The organism is Janthinobacterium sp. GW458P (assembly GCF_002127585.1).
GTDB lineage: Bacteria > Pseudomonadota > Gammaproteobacteria > Burkholderiales > Burkholderiaceae_D > Janthinobacterium.
Genome location: NZ_NEGZ01000003.1, coordinates 80,219 through 97,200 on the forward strand (window position 1 = coordinate 80,219; position 16,982 = coordinate 97,200).

The following is a 16,982-nucleotide window of genomic DNA, read 5'->3' on the forward strand; positions in this document are numbered from 1 at the left end:
AGGGGGGAGGGGGCCATATGCTATAGTGGCCGCCACCGAATTGAAGAAATGCCCATGCAAAAGAAAATTAAAAAACCCGCCAAAGTCCCCGTCCACCACGCACCGCCACCGAACCAGGTGCGCATCATCGGCGGCCAATGGAAACGCTCCGTGCTGCCTGTCTTGCAGGCGCTGGGCTTGCGCCCGACGCCGGACCGCGTGCGCGAGACCGTCTTTAACTGGATCAATCATCTGCGCGACGGCGACTGGTCCAACGCCCAGGTGCTGGACCTGTTCGCCGGCAGCGGCGCGCTGGGTTTTGAAGCGGCCAGCCGCGGCGCCGCGTCCGTCACCATGGTCGACACGCACACGCCGGTGATCCGCCAGCTGGAAGAGAACAAGGTGAAATTGCGCGCCGACAACGTGCACCTGCTGCGCGGCGACGCCCTGCTGACGGCGCAAGGCCTGGCCTCGCGCGGCCAGCGTTACGACCTGATCTTCCTCGACCCGCCTTACCAGCAGGATTTCCTGGCCAAGGTCTTGCCCCTGTGCGCCAATCTGCTCAAGGAAGGCGGCATGGTCTACGCGGAATCGGGCTTGCCGCTGGTCTTCGACGAGCACAGCGCACTGGAAAAACCCGAGTGGATGGCGCCATGGGAAGTCATCCGCGCCGACAAGGCGGGCACCGTTTATTATCATTTGCTAACTTACAACAAAGTGCCGGCAACTGCCTGAATCTGCCTATAAATGAGGCAAAAAAGCTCCCTGGCCCGAGGCGCGGCAGCAAGGTGGTCACCAATTTCAGGCATAATGCGCGTCTATATTGGTGCATCATCAGGGAGCCGCAATGGTTGTAGCCGTTTATCCAGGAACATTCGATCCGCTCACGCGCGGTCATGAAGATTTGGTGCGCCGCGCATCGGGTCTATTTGACAAGCTGATCGTCGGTGTGGCCGACAGCAAGAACAAGCAACCGTTTTTCTCGCTCGACGAACGCCTGGAAATCGCCAATGAAGTGCTCGGTCACTATCCGAACGTGCAGGTGGAAAGCTTTTCCGGCCTGCTCAAGGATTTCGTGCGCAAGCACGAGGCGCGCGTCATCGTGCGCGGCTTGCGCGCCGTCTCCGACTTTGAATACGAATTCCAGATGGCGGGCATGAACCGCTACCTGCTGCCCGATGTCGAAACCATGTTCCTGACGCCGTCCGACCAGTACCAGTTCATTTCGGGCACCATCGTGCGCGAAATCGCGGCGCTGGGCGGCGACGTCTCCAAGTTTGTCTTCCCCTCGGTGAACCGCTGGCTGCAAAACAAGATTGCCGCCAACGCTGCATCATCGCAATAAGTAAGAGTGAAATCATGGCATTACTGATCACCGACGAATGCATCAATTGCGACATTTGCGAGCCCGAGTGCCCGAATGATGCGATCTACATGGGTGCGGAAATCTACGAAATCGATCCCAACAAGTGCACCGAATGCGTGGGCCACTTTGACGAGCCGCAATGCCAGCAAGTATGCCCCGTCAGCTGCATTCCATTCAATCCCGCCTGGCGCGAAAGCCCGGAGCAATTGATGGCCAAGTACGAGCGCCTGCAGGCGGAACTGCCTGCCGCCAAGCCCTGAGCTTGCCCTCCGCGCCCCTTCTGCGTGGCGCCAGCTTCTGCCAACTGTTCTACACTATGTGCTGACTTATCCACAGCCCATGGTTTCACGGAGGTAGAAGATGCATATCAGCACATCCCGTTTTGGCCTCTCCCTGGCTGCCGCCTGCCTGTGCGCCGGCCTGGCGCAGCCGGCGCTGGCCGTCGACGTGGGCGGCGTCAAGCTCGACGAGACGGTGCAGCTGGCCAGCCGTGAACTCAAGCTCAACGGCGCCGGCGTGCGCTACAAGATCATCTTCAAGGTCTACACGATCGCGCTGTACCTGCCGGAAAAAAAAACCCAGCTCGACGACATCCTGGCGCTGCCCGGCCCGCGCCGTCTCGAAATCGTCATGTTGCGCAATATCACGTCCGACGAGCTGGGCCAGGCCTTCATGCAAGGCTTGAAGCGCAGTTCCGACCAGGCCGACCGCACGCGTTTGCTGAGCCAGACGATGCAGTTCGGCGCCATGTTCGAAATGGTGCCGGGCCTGAAAAAGGGCGACATTCTCACCGTGGACTGGCTGCCGGACGAGGGCACGTTGTGCAAACTCAACGGCAAGCAGGTGGGCGACAAGGTGCCGGACCTGGCCTTCTACAATGCGCTGCTGAAAATCTGGCTGGGCGCCCATCCGGCCGACACCGCCCTGCGCGCGCATTTGCTGGGCGAGGTGGCCTGAAGCAAGACGCGGGCGTAAAAAAAGCCGGTGCATGCACCGGCTTGTCTTTCTGCAACAGTTTAACGCTTATGCGCGCGTCGACAGGGCGCGCAATTCGGCGGCATTGCTCGGCGAGACGCCATCCATCTTGCCCAGCGTGCGCTTGAGCGCCTGCGCTTCGCGCATCTGCTGGCGCGCCAAACGCTCTTCGCGGCTCAGCTTGGGACGCACCACCAGCACCATGGCGCGGGCGATGCCCACCAGCAAAGGCTTGAACAGCAGGGCGAAAGCGCCCACGGCCACGATCACCAGGGCGATTTGCAGGGTGTTGAGCAGGGAAATCTCCAGCACGGGTGCGGATACTGCGTACAGGGCGGAGGCGAAGGTAGACATACTGTTCCAGTGCATTATAGAATTTGACAGTACTATAGTGCAGTGCAACATATAAATCTAATTCCATTTCTTGATACCAATTATATGAATTGTGAATGGAAAACTGTAATATTTTTTTACGAGTGAAAATATTCGTGCCCGGCGCGGTTTACACTCCTAACTAATTATCTGAATTCAACTTTTATCTTGGGCTTTCCATGAGTTTTCTGACGCTGGATCTGAACTTGCTGCGTGTTTTCGACGCCGTCATGACGGAACAAAACCTGACGCGCGCGGCCGGCCACCTGGCGATGACGCAGCCGGCGGTATCGAACGCCATCAAACGCCTGCGCGAAAGCCTCGGTGACGAATTGCTGATCCGCACGGCGTATGGCGTGAAACCCACGCCGCGCGCCGAAGCCCTGTGGCCGTCCGTGCGCTCGGCCCTGGCCAGCCTGGAAGCGGCCGTCACGCCGGAAACCTTCGACGTGTCGAAAACCCACGCCACTTTCCGCATGGCCATGGCCGACGCCACGGCCGCGTTCTGGCTGCCCTCGCTGATGCGCTCGATCGAACGCGAAGCGCCGGGCGTCAACGTGCGCATGATGCCGCTGACCACGCGCGAACCGCGTCCCATGCTGCTGCGCGGCGACATCGACCTGGCCGTGGGCTTCTTTCCCGGCGTGGCGGCGCAGTTGTCGAGCGACACCAGCTCGCCGATCCGCCATGAACGTTTATATTCCGGCAAATATGTCTGCGTGATGCGGCGCGGCCACCCGCTGGCGAAAGTGGAACTCAATCTGGATAATTACTGCGCGGCAAATCACCTGCTGGTGAGCTTTTCCGGCCGCGCCCACGGCCTCGTCGACGAGGCGCTGGCGCAGATCCACCGCGAACGGCGCATCCTGTTGACGGTGAACCAGTTCTTCACGGCCGGGCGCGTGGTCGCCAATTCCGACCTGATCACGGTCTTGCCGCGCCACCTGATCGCCTCGACGGGCATGACGGAGTCCTTGCTGTACAAGGATTTGCCGTTTGCCTTGCCGGCCGTCCACCTGGACATGCTGTGGCATGAACGCGACGCCCGCAGCCCGGCCCACAAATGGCTGCGCAACCACCTCGAAGAAATGAATACGCCGACCCTGCGCTCGGCCACGGCGGCCGGCGGCGGCGTGGCGCCGAAACCGCATATTGAGTAAGGCTGAGATGGGTCAAAGGGAAGCCTGATGCACATGCATCAGGCTTTTTTCATGCGTGATTGCTGGAGCGGTAGCCGATGCGGAAACCGCCCCAGTGCTTGCCCTCGACGTGGATCGGCACGGACAAGTCGTGCATGACTTCGCCCGTGTCGCGTTTATAGGTTTGCAACAGGAACGGCTTCGTGTTGCTGCCGCAGCGCTTGCCCGTGCGGTCGCTGAAGATGCGCTTGGTACGGTTGTTAATGATATCGGTGGCGTAGTCGCCCGTCAGCGGCTGCGAAAACTTCTTGTTGTGCGTCGGAAAGTATCCATTGTTGTCGACGGCGCCCGCATACGCCAGGTGGGGCAATGCCGCCAGCACGTCTTCCTGCAGGTCCGGCAGCACCTTGTCCGTAAAGGCGTCGAATTTCGTGTTGTGCTTGGGCGGATTGGTGTTCGGGATGGGGCGGTAATGGCGGTCGAACAGGGCTTCGCGCGTGATGCGGCCCGAGGCGATCGCCTGCTCGAACAATTTGCCCACCTCGCGCGCGGCGCGCTGGGCGGCCTCGCGGATCTCATCATGCGGCGTGGCCACGCCGGCTTCGCCGAGGGCGCCGGCGATCACTTCAGCCCGCTCGGCCAGGGCCATGGCCGACTGCGTGGCGCGCGGCAATTCGGCATTCGTCGACAGCATGCTGTCGCGGATTTTCAGGATGGCGTCGGCGATCAGCTGCGTCGTGTCGACGTGTTCGCGCGAGGCGCGGGCGATTTGCCCGATCTCGTCCTCGGACACGCCCGAGGATTCCTCGATATGGCTGAGCGAGCCATGCACGCTTTCCACATTGCGCGCCGCCTCCGTCACGCCGGTGGCCAACGCCGTCATGCCTTGCGCGGCTTTTTCCGCCTGTTCATTGATTTCGCGCACCATCACGCTGATTTCATCGGACGCTTCCTTGGTGCGCTGCGCCAGTTGCCGCACTTCGCCGGCCACCACGGCAAAACCACGGCCGTGCTCGCCGGCGCGCGCCGCTTCGATGGCGGCGTTCAGCGCCAGCAAGTTGGTGCGCGCGGAAATATCGGAAATGGCTTCCGTAAAACCCGTGATGCGTCTGGATTTTTCCTGCAGGCCCAGCATGGCGCTGGAGGCGCCTTGCGCTTCTTCGCGTGCTTTATTGATGCGGCGCAAGCCCTGATCCACTTCGGCGCGCGCCGCCACGCTTTCCACGCGCACGCCGGCGGCCACCTTGGCGGCCCGTTCCGCATTGGCGGCGATCTTTTCCGTCATCATGGCGTTCTGTCCGGAACTGTCGGCGATCTCGCTGGCCGTGCGCACGTCCAGGTCCACCTTCTGTTTGACGGAATCGACAAAATACGACGTTTCCGCCGCGCCGATCATGATGGCGTCAATGGCGTGCCCGACCGTGCCGGAAAACGCGTGCAACCCCCCTTCGCCGCGCGGGCGTCCGGCAAAGGCCAGCAGCGCGGCGCCCGTAACGGCCGCCACGCAGGCAATCAGATACGGATGCTCGCCGCCGCCCAGCGCCAGCAGCAGATAGGCCAGGCAACAAGCCACGGCCATGGCCAGAACAGTGAATACAAAGAAACGCACCAGCTGATGCTGCAACTGCTTCATTTGTCCCCCGCTGCGAGAACCCGTCGCCCCTCCCGCCAGGGGAGAGGCCATAACCGTATGCGCATGGGCACGATTGCCCATTTTGCACCCTGAACCTGACGTCTGCGCGTCGTTTCAGGCGGCTACCGGATGGCAGAATTGTAGTTCTACCCTACAACATTTGTTCCGATAGCTCAATCAGAAAAACGGGAGCACTACACCGCGGTCACTTAATCGGCAACTTGGTGGTGTTTTTGACCTCTTCCATGACGGCATAAGTGTGGGTTTCCCGCACACCTTTTTGCAACAGCGTCTTGCCCAGGAATTCGCGGTAAGCGGCCATGTCCTTGACGCGCGCCTTGACCAGGTAATCAAAACCGCCGGCCACCATATGACATTCCAGTACCTCTGGAATGATTTGTACGCTATGCTTGAAGGCGTCGAACACTTCCGGTGTCGTGCGATCGAGCACCACTTCGATGAACACCAGCAGCGACACGTCGAGCAGCTGCGGGTTCAACTGGGCCGTATAGCCCATGATGTAACCGGATTCGTGCAATTTGCGCACGCGCTCCAGGCAGGCGGCCGGCGACAGGTTCACGCGCGCGGCCAGCTCCACATTGCTGATGCGTCCATCGCTCTGCAATTCCATCAAGATTTTCTTACTGATCTTGTCCAGCATTTCCATCACCCCCAAATTAATATTATTTGGTTAAATTGTCGCATCAAAAACTATCTATTGCTAGTCCCCTGTATTACCAGAATTAATCCATAAGAATCCCCTTTACAATCGAATCATCTTAACGTCCGACTTTCTGTATTTTTTTGCACCAAAAAAGAGCAGGCATGGCGGGCGTTTTCGTCCCCTTTTTCCTTGTAAAGAGCACTTATGCACCCTGCAGGCCCCTCGGCTTTTACCCCGATTCCCTTTGCCGCGCTCCAGGCGGAAATCCTGCCCGAAGCGACGCCACAACGCGCCGCCATCACCGCCGCCTATAGGCGCGATGAGGTTTCCGCCGTGCAGTGGCTGTTGCAACAAGTGCGCGCCAGCAGCACCGAAACGACGGCCGCAGGCCAGGCCCTGGCGCACCGGCTGGTGTCGGCCGTGCGCCAGAAACGCACGCGCGCTTCCGGCGTCGATGCGCTGATGCATGAGTTCTCGCTATCATCGGAAGAGGGTGTTGCGCTGATGTGCCTGGCCGAAGCGCTGTTGCGTATACCCGACAGTCAAACGGCCGATCGCCTGATCGCCGACAAAATCAGCAAGGGCGACTGGCGCAAGCACCTGGGCGAATCGCCGTCGCTGTTCGTCAACGCCGCCACCTGGGGCTTGCTGATCACGGGCAAACTGGTCAGTACCAGCAGCGAATCGGGCCTCGGCTCGGCCATGACCAAGCTCATCGCCAAAGGCGGCGAGCCGCTGATACGCAAGGGCGTCGACCTGGCCATGCGCATGCTGGGCAACCAGTTCGTCACGGGCCAGACCATCGAGGAAGCGTTAAAAAACAGCCGCGAGAATGAAACGCGCGGCTACCGCTACTCGTACGACATGCTGGGCGAGGCGGCCCTGACGCAAGCCGACGCGGCCAGCTACTACGCCTCGTACGAAACGGCGATCCACGCCATCGGCAAGGCGTCGAACGGGCGCGGCATCAAGAACGGCCCCGGCATTTCCGTAAAACTGTCGGCCCTGCACGCGCGCTACAGCCGCGCCCAGCGCGCCCGCGTCATGGAAGAACTGTTGCCGAAAGTCAAAGCGCTGCTGTTGCTGGCAAAACAGTACAACATCGGCTTCAACATTGATGCGGAAGAAACGGACCGCCTGGAACTGTCGCTGGACCTGATGGAAGCCCTCGCTTTTGATCCGGACCTGGCCGGCTTCGACGGCATCGGCTACGTGGTGCAGGCGTATCAGAAGCGCTGCCCGTTCGCCATCGATTTCCTGATCGACCTGGCGCGCCGCAGCGGCCGCAAGTTCATGGTGCGCCTGGTCAAGGGCGCATATTGGGATGCGGAAATCAAACGCGCCCAGGTCGACGGCCAGGAAGGCTATCCCGTCTACACGCGCAAGGTCTACACGGACGTGTCTTACCTCGTCTGCGCGCAAAAACTGCTGGACGCCAGCAGCCTGATCTACCCGCAATTTGCCACGCACAATGCGCAAACCCTGTCGACCATCTTTACCTGGGCGAAACGCGACGGCGTTACCGACTACGAATTCCAGTGCCTGCACGGCATGGGCGAAACCCTGTACGACCAGGTCGTCGGCCCGGCCAACCTGGACAAGCCTTGCCGCATCTACGCGCCCGTCGGCTCGCATGAAACCCTGCTGGCCTACCTGGTGCGCCGGCTGCTGGAAAACGGCGCCAACTCGTCCTTCGTCAACCAGATCGTCGACGAAAGCGTGGCCATCGACAGCCTGATCCGCGATCCGCTGGAACAGGCGCGCCTGCAGGGCGGCTTGCCGCACCCGTCGATCCCGCTGCCGCTGGACATGTTTGGCAGCGAGCGCAGGAACTCGGCCGGCCTGGACCTGTCGAATGAAGACACCTTGCGCGCCCTGGCCGCCGGCCTGGCGCAGCAGCAGCAATGGCAGGCGGGACCGCTGATCGACGGCGCCGTCAGCCTGAATACGCCAACGCAAGTGATCCACAATCCGGCCCAGCACGACGATGTCGTCGGCAAGGTCATGGAAGCGGCGCCGGCCGACGTGGAAACGGCCCTGGCCAGCGCCAGCGCCTACGCCATGGAATGGCAGACAACGGAGCCGTCGCTGCGCGCACTAGCCTTGCTGCGCGCCGCCGACCTGTTCGAGGAACACCACATCGAGCTGATGGCCCTGGCCGTGCGCGAAGCGGGCAAGTCGCTGCCGAACGCGATCGCGGAAATCCGCGAAGCCGTCGACTTCCTGCGCTATTACGCAGCGCAGGTGGAACACGCGCCCAATACCGTGGCGCTCGGTCCCGTCACCTGCATCAGCCCGTGGAATTTCCCGCTGGCCATCTTTACGGGCCAGCTGGCCGCCGCCCTGGCCGCCGGCAACGTGGTGCTGGCCAAGCCGGCCGAGCAAACGCCGCTGATCGCCCACCGCGCCGTGCAGCTGCTGCATGCGGCGGGCGTGCCGCGCGGCGCGCTGCAGTTCTTGCCCGGCAGCGGAGAAGTCGTCGGCGCCGGCCTGTGCAATGATGCGCGCGTGAAAGGCGTGATTTTCACGGGTTCCACGGAAGTGGCGCAATTGATCAACCGCAACCTGACCGCGCGCGCCGTGGCCGAAGGCATCGACCTTCCCCTGATCGCCGAAACGGGCGGCCAGAACGCCCTGATCGTCGATTCGTCGGCCCTGCCGGAACAGGTGGTGCAGGACGTGATGTCGTCCGCCTTCGACAGCGCCGGCCAGCGCTGCTCGGCCTTGCGCGTGCTGTTCCTGCAAACGGAAATCGCCGACAAGACCATCCACATGCTGAAAGGCGCCATGCAGGAATTGCGCGTTGGCAATCCTGACCGCCTGGCCACCGATATCGGCCCCGTCATCGACGCGGAAGCGCAAAGTAATCTGCTGGCGCACATCAACAAGATGAAAACCATGGCCATCGACCATTATTCCCTCGATTTACCGACCGTGAAAGGCACGTTCGTCGCCCCGACCGTGCTGGAAATCAAGTCGCTGGCGCAATTGACGCAGGAAGTCTTCGGCCCCGTACTGCACGTGATCCGCTACAAGCGGTCCGAACTGCCGCAACTGGTGCAATCGATCAACGACAGCGGTTACGGCTTGACCCTGGGCATCCATACGCGCATTGATGAAACCATCGGCTTCATCACCAAACGCGCGCACGTGGGCAATATTTATGTGAACCGCAACATCGTCGGCGCCGTCGTCGGCGTGCAGCCGTTCGGCGGCGAAGGCAAGTCGGGCACCGGTCCGAAGGCGGGCGGCCCCCTGTACCTGAAACGCCTGCAGCGCAATGCGCCGGCCGGCGCGCAGCACCAGCGCCAGGCGCCGCCGGCGCTCGACGCGCTGACCGTATGGGCCAAGATGCACGGCCACGACCAGGTGCAGCAACTGGCGCAGGAATACGCGCGCACTACCTTGTTGGGCAGCACCACCGTCTTGCCAGGCCCGACGGGCGAGCGCAATACGCTGAGCTTTGCCGCCCGCGGCACGATCTTGTGCGCGGCAGCCACCTCCGGCACCTTGATGAACCAGCTGGCGGCGGTATTGGCCACCGGTAACCAGGCCCTGGTGCTGGCGCAAGCGCCGGACCTGATCCCGGGTGACTTGCCGGCCGCGCTGAAGGACCGCATCCAGGTCGTCAGCAGCCTGGAGTCGGTCAAGCAGGATTTCCAGATCGCCATGATCGAGCCGAGTCTCGATGGCCAGCTCAAACCGCTGCTGGCGGCCCGGGAAGGGGCCCTGGTGAGCACCATCGCCACGACGCAGGACGATGTCATCCCCCTGTGGCGCCTGGTCGCTGAACGGGCGCTGTGCGTAAATACGACGGCAGCGGGCGGAAACGCCAGTTTAATGATGCTCAGTGTCTAAAGGAACCTGAGAAAAAGTCCATGGCGTTGTTGCCTTGCCTGGCCGTACATTCGTACTGCCTGCAGCAAGGCGCCTAGCCCTGAACATTTTTCAGGCTACTTTGTTTTTAAATACAAAGGGCAGAACCGCTGGTTCTGCCCTTTTTTTATGCACGCTAGCTGAAAAATCAGCCGACCAGGCGCTGGCACAGCTGCTGAATTACCGTCAACGCATACGGCGAGGCGACGGTCTGCACGAAACGCATGAAGTCGACGGCAGCGTCTTCATTGGCGTTGTCGGAAATGGTGCGCATGACCGTAAACGGCACGCCCAGCTCAAAACACACTTGCGCCACGGCGGCGCCTTCCATTTCGACGGCCAGCAGGTCGGGGATATCCGCTTTCAGCTCGTTGATATGCGCGGCGCTGCTGATGAACTGGTCGCCGCTGGCGATCAGGCCGCGGTGTACTTTGGCGTGCTGCAAACAGAATTGCGCGATATCGGCGGCCTTGAGCACGCTGGAGACATCGTCACGCAGGAAATCTTCCGCGGCGCCAGCCAGTTGCGTGCTCAGTTCCAGGTCCGTGGCAAAGCGCTGCAAGCCCGTCAGCGGCACTTCGAAGCGGGGAAACAGGGGGCGGGCGTCCATATCGTGCTGCAGCAGTGCTTCGGCCACGACGATATCGCCTACTTTCACGTGGTGATCGCCACTGCCGGCCACGCCGGTGAAGACGATGTGGGTAACTCCGTACTTTTCCACAAGGATAGAAGCTGTCATGGCAGCGGCAACCTTGCCCAGACGCGACAGGACGCACACAGCGTCGATATTCCACAGGGTTCCCAGGGTGTAGTCACGCATGCCGTGCGAACGCCTCTGGGGGCCTTGCATGGCTTCTACCAGCCCCTGCTGTTCTTCGTGCAAGGCACTGATGATGCCTAAACGCATTTTTTTGTGTGAATTCATGCTGTTTTTACAGGTTTTTTGCATTGCAAAACGGTTTACAGGGTGAAAACAGCCGTTTTGGCGACTTTTCCACCGTTCGCGTTTGTCTCTGTGTTTTAAATAAAGATGTATACATAAAAATAGTAGTGATAGTAAACGGCCATTTTTTTGTGGATAAGTCGGTATACCATCGAAAAATCATCGACTTAGCGCACAAAAAAGTAGGCGTACATGCATTGTATCTACGGAGGACTTGTTTGGGATAAAAATTGGCTTGTGGACAAAGATCGACTTTTCCCACATCTCATCCTGTGGATATGCAGGCACTTATCCACATAGCCAAGCAAAAATCACGGTTTTTCTTGCTGTCGTGGCATGTTTAATGTGCTTCGCATGTCGTGATCCCTGTTTGGCAATCAACGTTGAGCGATCACGAACGCTGTTCTTTCGCGAACATTGGCGTCCAGGTGATTGCTGGAAGACGGTTTGGCAGTGGGTCGCGCTGTTGCCGTTGGCTCTTTTTTTGACGTTTTTTGTATGCTTTTTGGAAATATCCCCGGACTTCCGTTTTTTTTGTCGGTTTACAATAGATCTATATATAAAAATAGTAGTAATAGTAAACGCGCTTTTTTCTGTGGATAAGTCGCTTTTTTTCAACAGGATCAATCGTTTACGCGCAAAATAAAGCGTGCATAATCGCTGTATCACGCGAGGAGCAAAATTGTATAAAATGCGGGCCTGCGCATAACTTCGTGTTTACGCACAAGTCATCCTGTGGATATCAAGTGACTTATCCACAATCGTTGTAAATTCCCCCTCTTTTTGACATCGAATTGCTTGCTGGCTCTGTGCCTGGTCAGGTCTGTTGGCGTTTCCATTTTGCAAAACGGTTTGGCAGTGCAGTGTGCGTGATGCCGGCCGTGCCGGTTTTCGTCGCTCAGTTGTTGGCTGGATTTTTTTTTTGCGTACTGAAAGCCGCTTGCGGTTTTTTTTACAGGCAAAGACTGCAGGGCTTTCTTTTTTTCGAAGGGCAGGCAAAGCGGGCGTTGTCGGGTTTACCTTAACAAGATCGTATACAAGAATAGTAATAGTAGTTAACGGCGGCATCTTCTGTGGATAAGTCCTGATTTATCCTTGTAAACAATCGCTTGGCGTACGGATAAGCGCTGAGTAAGCGTTGTATCTGCATGGGATGGTTTTGGGATAAAAAAAAGTCATCCAAAAAAAATTTCGTTTACTCACATATCGTACCTGTGGATATCCATACGGTTATCCACAGCTCGCAACCCCTGTTGGGGACGGTTTTTTCGTTGCCCGACAAGCGCGTCAACACGGCGATCATGCTAGCCATGCGATTAATGTCGCCCTGGGCCGGCACTGGTGGTAATCTCAATGTGGCTCAGCAGCCAAGCATGCATGAACGAATACAGACTCTGGTAACGCGATGCGGCGGGGAGACACGCCGCGCGACAGCTTGATGGCATACCGAAAGGAGCTTCATTGGAATCGGCAGGCGAATACGACTACATCATCGTGGGCGGCGGCACGGCCGGCTGCGTACTGGCCAACCGGCTCACGCGCGACAAGGACGCCAGCGTTTTACTCGTGGAAGCGGGCGGCAAGGACGATTACGTGTGGATCCACATCCCCGTCGGCTATCTGCATTGCATCGGCAATCCCCGCACGGACTGGCTGTATGCCACGCAGGCGGACGCGGGCCTGGGCGGGCGCAGCCTGATGTATCCGCGCGGTAAAGTGCTCGGCGGCAGCTCATCCATCAACGGCATGATCTATATGCGCGGCCAGGCCGGCGATTACGACCATTGGGCCGACCTGACGGACGACGCTTCCTGGCGCTGGGACAAAGTCTTGCCGCTGTTTAAGCAAAGCGAGGATTATTACGGCGGCGCGTCGGAAAACCATGGCGCTGGCGGCGAGTGGCGCGTGGAAAAACAGCGCCTGTCGTGGGATATCCTCAATGCCTTCCGCGACGCGGCGCAGCAGGTCGGCATCCCGAAAACCAGCGATTTCAACGGTGGCGACAATAGCGGCAGCGCGTATTTCGACGTCAACCAGCGCCGCGGCATCCGCTGGAACACCTCGAAAGCGTTTCTGAAACCGGCGTCGCGCCGGCCGAATCTGACGATCATGACAGGGTGCCATGTGGAACGTCTATTGATCGAGACCACGGAAGCGGGGCCGCGCTGCACGGGCGTCGTGTTGACGGGCGGCGGCACGCAGTGGCAGGCGACGGCCCGGCGTGAAACTTTATTGACGGCGGGCGCCATCGGTTCGCCGCAATTGCTGCAATTGTCCGGCATCGGCCCGGCCGCCTTGCTGCGCGAACACGGCATCACGCCCGTGCTCGACGCCGCCGGCGTGGGCGGCAATTTGCAGGACCACCTGCAGCTGCGCATGGTGTACAAGGTGCAGGGGGTGAAAACCTTGAACGTGATGGCCAGCAATATCGTCGGAAAAATGCAGATCGGCTTGCAATATGCGCTATTCCAGAGCGGGCCCATGTCGATGGCGCCGTCGCAGCTGGGGGCATTCGCCAAGTCCGATCCGCAGCAAGCCACGCCGAACCTGCAATACCACGTGCAGCCCTTGTCGCTCGATAAATTCGGCGAACCCTTGCACGCGTTTCCCGCGTTTACGGCCAGCGTCTGCAATCTGCGCCCCACCTCGCGCGGCCACGTGCGGATCGCCTCGGCCGACAGCTATGCGGCGCCGAACATCGTGCCCAATTACCTGAGTACAGAACAGGACCGCAAGGTGGCGGCCGACGCCCTGCGCCTGACGCGGGCCATCGTGGCCGCGCCCGCCCTGAAAAAGTTTGCGCCGCAGGAATACAAGCCGGGACTGCAATTCCAGAGCGAGGAAGAGCTGGCGCAGGCGGCCAGCCAGATCGGCACCACGATCTTTCACCCGGTGGGCACCTGCCGCATGGGCGTGGCCGGCGATCCGTCCAGCGTGGTCGACAGCACCTTGCGCGTGATCGGCGTGGCTGGTTTACGCGTCGTCGACGCTTCCATCATGCCCTACATTACTTCTGGTAATACGAACTCGCCCACCGTGATGATTGCGGAAAAAGCGGCGCAAATGATACATGCGGCCTGGAAATAGCAGGGCAAGCGTGCAAGTTTGCGCCATTCGGCCTGGCGAAAAATCCCCGTAGTTATACTGTATTGTGCGTTAAATTCAAGTTGTGTATTATAAAAATGACTAAGTAGTACAAAAAGTACAACTAGGAGACACGATGTCAAACGTAATCTTGGAAACAAGAAATTTGACCAAGGAATTCAAGGGTTTCACCGCCGTCAGCGAGGTGAACCTGAAGGTAGAGCGGGGCCATATCCACGCCTTGATCGGTCCTAACGGCGCCGGCAAGACCACGTGTTTCAACTTGCTCACCAAATTCCTGGTCCCCACCGGCGGACAGATCCTGTTCAACGGGAAAGACATCACGGCCGCCAAACCGGCCCAGATCGCCCGCATGGGCGTGATCCGTTCCTTCCAGATTTCCGCCGTCTTCCCCCATTTGTCCGTGCTGCAGAATGTGCGCATCGGCTTGCAGCGCCAGCTCGGCACCTCGTTTCACTTCTGGAAAAGCGAACGTTCATTAAGCCAGCTCAACGACCGTGCCATGGCCTTGCTGGCTGAGGTCGACCTGACGGAGTTTGCCGACACCATCACGGTCGACATGCCTTACGGACGCAAGCGGGCGCTGGAGATCGCCACCACCCTGGCGATGGAACCGGAAATGATGCTGCTCGATGAACCGACGCAAGGCATGGGCCACGAGGACGTGCACCGCGTGACGGAACTGATTAAAAAAGTGTCGGCCGGGCGCACGATTTTGATGGTGGAACACAATATGAGCGTGGTGTCCGGCATCTGCGACAAGATTTCTGTCCTGCAGCGCGGCGCCATGCTGGCCGAAGGCAGTTACGCGGAAGTATCGCGCAATCCGCAAGTGATGGAAGCGTACATGGGCACCACCCACGCCGAACTGGAAGGGGCGCATTGATGGCGACACAAGTGAATGGCAACGCACCCGCGCTGGAAATTGCACAATTGCATACGTGGTATGGCGAATCGCACATCCTGCACGACGTTAACTTGAAGGTGGAGCAGGGCGAGGTGGTGACCTTGCTGGGCCGCAACGGCGCCGGCCGCACGACCACCTTGCGCGCCATTATGGGGCTGACGGGCGCGCGCACGGGTTCCATCAAAGTCCATGGCGCCGAAGCGATAGGTTTGGCCACGCACAAGATCGCCCACCTGGGCATCGGTTACTGTCCTGAAGAGCGCGGTATTTTCTCGTCGCTGTCGACCGAGGAAAACCTGATGCTGCCGCCGACCCTGGCCAGCGGCGAGAAGGGCATGTCGGTGGAGGAAATCTACGCCATGTTCCCGAACCTGCAGGAACGCCGGCACAGCCAGGGCACGCGCCTGTCGGGCGGCGAGCAGCAGATGCTGGCCGTGGCGCGCATCCTGCGCACGGGCGCACGATTGCTGCTGCTCGATGAAATATCCGAAGGCCTGGCGCCCGTCATCGTGCAGGGCCTGGCGCGCATGATTACCACCCTGAAAGCGAAGGGATACACCATCGTCATGGTGGAGCAGAATTTCCGGTTTGCCGCGCCGCTGGCGGACCGGTTTTATGTGATGGAGCACGGTCAGATCGTCGAGACTTTTGCTGCATCCGAACTGGAGGCCAAGATGCCGGTATTGACCGAGCTGCTTGGCGTGTAGTGCCCATGTCGTTTTTACTCGTCATCGTCCAGCAATCGACTGAATAGCAAACAATAATCCCAACGGAGACACTATGAAACGTAACGCTATCGCCATTGCCACCGCCACCCTGTGCGCACTGGGTTTTTCCGCTGCCGCGCATGCCCAGGTATCGGGCGACACCATCAAGATCGGTTTTATTTCCGACATGTCGGGCGTGTATTCCGACGTCGACGGCCTCGGCGGCGCGGAAGCCATCAAGATGGCGATCGCCGATGCCGGCGTCGTTCTCGCCGGCAAGAAGGTGGAATTCATTTCCGCCGACCACCAGAACAAGGCCGACATCGCCGCCTCGAAGGCGCGCGAATGGTTCGACCAGCAGGGCGTCGACATGCTGATCGGCGGCACCAATTCCGGCGCCAGCCTGGCCATGGCCAAGGTCGCGGCGGAAAAGAAAAAAATCTTCATCGCCATCGGCGCCGGCTCTTCGCGCCTGACGAACGAGGAATGCACGCCGTACACCGTGCACTACGCTTACGACACGGTGGCGCTGGCGCGCGGCACGGGCGGCACCATCGTCAAGCAGGGCGGCAAGAACTGGTATTTCATGACGGCCGACTATGCGTTCGGCCATTCGCTGGAAAAAGACACGGCCGAAGTCGTCAAGGCGGCCGGCGGCAAGGTGCTGGGCAGCGTCAAGCATCCGCTGGGCGCTTCGGATTTCTCTTCCTTCCTGCTGCAGGCGCAGGCGGCCAAGCCGCAGATCCTGGGTCTGGCCAATGCGGGCGGCGACGCCATCAACAGCATCAAGGCGGCCAACGAGTTTGGCCTGACGAAGTCCATGAAGCTGGCCGGCCTGCTGATCTTCATCAACGATATTCATTCGCTGGGCCTGAACCTGACGCAGGGCATGTACCTGACGGACGGCTGGTACTGGGACTTGAATGCGGAAACGCGCGCCTGGTCGAAACGCTATTTCGCCAAGATGAAGAAGGAGCCGTCGATGCTGCAGGCGGCCGACTATTCGGCCGCGGCGAACTACCTGAAAGCCGTCAAGGCCGTCGGCACGGACGATACCGAGAAAGTCATGGCGTATCTGAAAAAGACCAAGATCAACGACATGTTCACCCAGAATGGCGAAGTGCGTCCCGACGGCCGCATGGTGCACGACATGTATCTGATGGAAGTCAAGAAGCCGTCCGAATCGAAGTACCCATGGGATTACTACAAGGTCGTGGCCACCGTGCCCGGCGCGCAGGCGTATGTGACCAAGGCTGAATCGAAGTGTTCGCTGTGGAAGTAACGCTGTAGCAGTCCGTCAAACGGATTGCCCGCCC

General features: G+C 59.8%; 14 protein-coding genes. 10 read left to right on the plus strand and 4 right to left on the minus strand.

The window, feature by feature from the left end; all coding sequences use genetic code 11:
* Positions 1-54: 54 nt before the first annotated feature.
* The 4 genes from rsmD (at position 55) to CBW50_RS03870 (ending at position 2,302) form a co-directional block, all read left to right on the plus strand.
* Positions 55-714 carry a 16S rRNA (guanine(966)-N(2))-methyltransferase RsmD gene (gene rsmD / locus CBW50_RS03855; RefSeq protein WP_172404667.1) on the plus strand — a complete coding sequence of 220 codons (660 nt, stop codon included), beginning with the start codon at positions 55-57 and terminating at the stop codon, positions 712-714.
* A gap of 112 nt (positions 715-826) precedes the next feature.
* Positions 827-1,324, plus strand: coding sequence for a pantetheine-phosphate adenylyltransferase (coaD, locus tag CBW50_RS03860; RefSeq protein WP_034752633.1), 498 nt, complete (start codon positions 827-829; stop codon positions 1,322-1,324).
* 14 nt (positions 1,325-1,338) lie between these two features.
* Entirely contained in the window at positions 1,339-1,605 is a 267-nt protein-coding gene (locus tag CBW50_RS03865) for a YfhL family 4Fe-4S dicluster ferredoxin (protein WP_070218911.1), read from the plus strand.
* A 100-nt stretch (positions 1,606-1,705) separates the two neighbouring features.
* A complete protein-coding gene (locus CBW50_RS03870) occupies positions 1,706-2,302 on the plus strand; it encodes a chalcone isomerase family protein (RefSeq protein WP_086144300.1) in 597 nt (198 codons plus the stop codon).
* Between the two features lie 66 nt (positions 2,303-2,368).
* Here CBW50_RS03870 and CBW50_RS03875 read toward each other — a convergent pair whose 3' ends face one another.
* Positions 2,369-2,674, minus strand: a complete 306-nt coding sequence (locus CBW50_RS03875; RefSeq protein WP_076564739.1) for a hypothetical protein — start codon at positions 2,672-2,674, stop codon at positions 2,369-2,371.
* A 197-nt stretch (positions 2,675-2,871) separates the two neighbouring features.
* On the opposite strand from CBW50_RS03875, the gene CBW50_RS03880 reads away from it, so the two are divergent.
* On the plus strand, positions 2,872-3,852 hold the full coding sequence (locus CBW50_RS03880; RefSeq protein WP_086144301.1) for a LysR family transcriptional regulator: 981 nt from the start codon (positions 2,872-2,874) through the stop codon (positions 3,850-3,852).
* 49 nt (positions 3,853-3,901) lie between these two features.
* On the opposite strand, the gene CBW50_RS03885 is transcribed toward CBW50_RS03880, so the two are convergent.
* Both CBW50_RS03885 and CBW50_RS03890 read right to left on the minus strand, forming a co-directional pair.
* Entirely contained in the window at positions 3,902-5,464 is a 1,563-nt protein-coding gene (locus CBW50_RS03885; protein WP_086144302.1) for a methyl-accepting chemotaxis protein, read from the minus strand.
* A gap of 205 nt (positions 5,465-5,669) precedes the next feature.
* Positions 5,670-6,131 (minus strand): Lrp/AsnC ligand binding domain-containing protein, encoded by a 462-nt coding sequence (locus CBW50_RS03890; RefSeq protein WP_216356310.1) that lies wholly within the window; start codon positions 6,129-6,131, stop codon positions 5,670-5,672.
* Between the two features lie 201 nt (positions 6,132-6,332).
* Between CBW50_RS03890 and putA the strand changes: the two genes are divergently transcribed.
* Positions 6,333-9,986: a trifunctional transcriptional regulator/proline dehydrogenase/L-glutamate gamma-semialdehyde dehydrogenase gene (gene putA / locus CBW50_RS03895; RefSeq protein WP_086144303.1), complete on the plus strand. Its 3,654-nt coding sequence runs from the start codon at positions 6,333-6,335 to the stop codon at positions 9,984-9,986.
* Between the two features lie 166 nt (positions 9,987-10,152).
* On the opposite strand, the gene CBW50_RS03900 is transcribed toward putA, so the two are convergent.
* The gene (locus CBW50_RS03900) at positions 10,153-10,929 is read right to left on the minus strand and encodes a 5'-methylthioadenosine/adenosylhomocysteine nucleosidase (protein WP_086144304.1); all 777 of its coding nucleotides are present in this window, start codon (positions 10,927-10,929) and stop codon (positions 10,153-10,155) included.
* 1,479 nt (positions 10,930-12,408) lie between these two features.
* Here CBW50_RS03900 and CBW50_RS03905 point away from each other — a divergent pair.
* The 4 genes from CBW50_RS03905 to CBW50_RS03920 all read left to right on the plus strand — a co-directional run bounded on the left by CBW50_RS03905 (position 12,409) and on the right by CBW50_RS03920 (position 16,948).
* A complete protein-coding gene (locus CBW50_RS03905) occupies positions 12,409-14,034 on the plus strand; it encodes a GMC family oxidoreductase (RefSeq protein WP_086144305.1) in 1,626 nt (541 codons plus the stop codon).
* Positions 14,035-14,167: 133 nt separating this feature from the next.
* The gene (locus CBW50_RS03910) at positions 14,168-14,938 is read left to right on the plus strand and encodes an ABC transporter ATP-binding protein (protein WP_086144306.1); all 771 of its coding nucleotides are present in this window, start codon (positions 14,168-14,170) and stop codon (positions 14,936-14,938) included.
* Positions 14,938-15,666, plus strand: a complete 729-nt coding sequence (locus CBW50_RS03915; protein WP_076564748.1) for an ABC transporter ATP-binding protein — start codon at positions 14,938-14,940, stop codon at positions 15,664-15,666. Before CBW50_RS03910 ends, CBW50_RS03915 begins: the two co-directional genes overlap by 1 nt.
* 73 nt (positions 15,667-15,739) lie before the next feature.
* Positions 15,740-16,948, plus strand: coding sequence for an ABC transporter substrate-binding protein (locus CBW50_RS03920; protein ID WP_076564750.1), 1,209 nt, complete (start codon positions 15,740-15,742; stop codon positions 16,946-16,948).
* The last annotated feature ends 34 nt before the right edge of the window (positions 16,949-16,982 follow it).

Excerpts from the sequence above, each read along its gene's own strand:
- rsmD (WP_172404667.1), top strand. The coding sequence starts at position 55 with ATGCAAAAGAAAATTAAAAAACCCGCCAAAGTCCCCGTCCACCACGCA.
- coaD (WP_034752633.1), top strand. The coding sequence starts at position 827 with ATGGTTGTAGCCGTTTATCCAGGAACATTCGATCCGCTCACGCGCGGT.
- CBW50_RS03865 (WP_070218911.1), top strand. The coding sequence starts at position 1,339 with ATGGCATTACTGATCACCGACGAATGCATCAATTGCGACATTTGCGAG.
- CBW50_RS03870 (WP_086144300.1), top strand. The coding sequence starts at position 1,706 with ATGCATATCAGCACATCCCGTTTTGGCCTCTCCCTGGCTGCCGCCTGC.
- CBW50_RS03875 (WP_076564739.1), bottom strand. The coding sequence starts at position 2,674 with ATGTCTACCTTCGCCTCCGCCCTGTACGCAGTATCCGCACCCGTGCTG.
- CBW50_RS03880 (WP_086144301.1), top strand. The coding sequence starts at position 2,872 with ATGAGTTTTCTGACGCTGGATCTGAACTTGCTGCGTGTTTTCGACGCC.
- CBW50_RS03885 (WP_086144302.1), bottom strand. The coding sequence starts at position 5,464 with ATGAAGCAGTTGCAGCATCAGCTGGTGCGTTTCTTTGTATTCACTGTT.
- CBW50_RS03890 (WP_216356310.1), bottom strand. The coding sequence starts at position 6,131 with ATGGAAATGCTGGACAAGATCAGTAAGAAAATCTTGATGGAATTGCAG.
- putA (WP_086144303.1), top strand. The coding sequence starts at position 6,333 with ATGCACCCTGCAGGCCCCTCGGCTTTTACCCCGATTCCCTTTGCCGCG.
- CBW50_RS03900 (WP_086144304.1), bottom strand. The coding sequence starts at position 10,929 with ATGAATTCACACAAAAAAATGCGTTTAGGCATCATCAGTGCCTTGCAC.
- CBW50_RS03910 (WP_086144306.1), top strand. The coding sequence starts at position 14,168 with ATGTCAAACGTAATCTTGGAAACAAGAAATTTGACCAAGGAATTCAAG.
- CBW50_RS03915 (WP_076564748.1), top strand. The coding sequence starts at position 14,938 with ATGGCGACACAAGTGAATGGCAACGCACCCGCGCTGGAAATTGCACAA.
- CBW50_RS03920 (WP_076564750.1), top strand. The coding sequence starts at position 15,740 with ATGAAACGTAACGCTATCGCCATTGCCACCGCCACCCTGTGCGCACTG.